The sequence below is a fragment of the Noviherbaspirillum sp. ST9 genome (genome assembly GCF_048799745.1).
Lineage (GTDB): Bacteria > Pseudomonadota > Gammaproteobacteria > Burkholderiales > Burkholderiaceae_D > Noviherbaspirillum.
Genome location: NZ_JBLWFR010000080.1, coordinates 1 through 716 on the forward strand (window position 1 = coordinate 1; position 716 = coordinate 716).

Here is a 716-nt window from a genome sequence, read left to right on the forward strand (position 1 = left end):
ACGAGGCTGAATTTCGGTTTTTAGACTAAGTGTATCCTGAACAAGCAAAAGGAGGCCTTCAAAAGTAGAGTGCGACCCCTTTTGCTTGTTTTATAGTTTCTTTCTCTATTCCCTGAATATGGATGCTAATAGCCTGAACAGGTGTCGTCGCCGCGCGGGTCAGCACCTCCCTGGTAGCCTGAAGAAGTGTTAATGATCGCATCTACTCTGCCGATAGGCCCCCTGGAGTTGAATTTATATCCTTTCTCACGCAGTATTTTTTCCGTTCTCTCTGTCAGCGTGCCATCTTCGAGATACACTTCATCGGGCAGCCACTGATGATGAAAGCGTGGAACCGTGACAGACTGCTGCACAGGCATGCCGAATTCAATTACATTCAATATGGTTTGGAAAACAGATGTAATGATGGTCGACCCGCCGGGAGTGCCTACTACCATGAAGAGCTTGCCATTTTTCTCAATGATCGTAGGGGTCATGGAACTTAACATCCGTTTCCCGGGAGCGATTGCGTTGGCTTCACCTCCAATCAAGCCGTACATATTGGGAGAGCCAGGCTTCACCGAAAAATCGTCCATTTCATTGTTTAAAAGGAACCCTGCGCCCTGTACCACAACCAGCGAACCATAGGAGCCGTTTAATGTCGTGGTAACAGCAACGGCATTTCCCTCTCTGTCGGTAATAGAAAAATGCGTGGTTTCTTCACTCTCGGGGCCGGT

General features: G+C 48.2%; 1 protein-coding gene. It reads right to left on the reverse strand.

Going from position 1 to position 716, the window contains the following annotated elements:
* Window positions 1-125: 125 nt before the first annotated feature.
* On the reverse strand, window positions 126-716 hold a 591-nt coding region (locus tag ACNOHI_RS24855), incomplete at its 5' end, for a gamma-glutamyltransferase (RefSeq protein ID WP_420477407.1).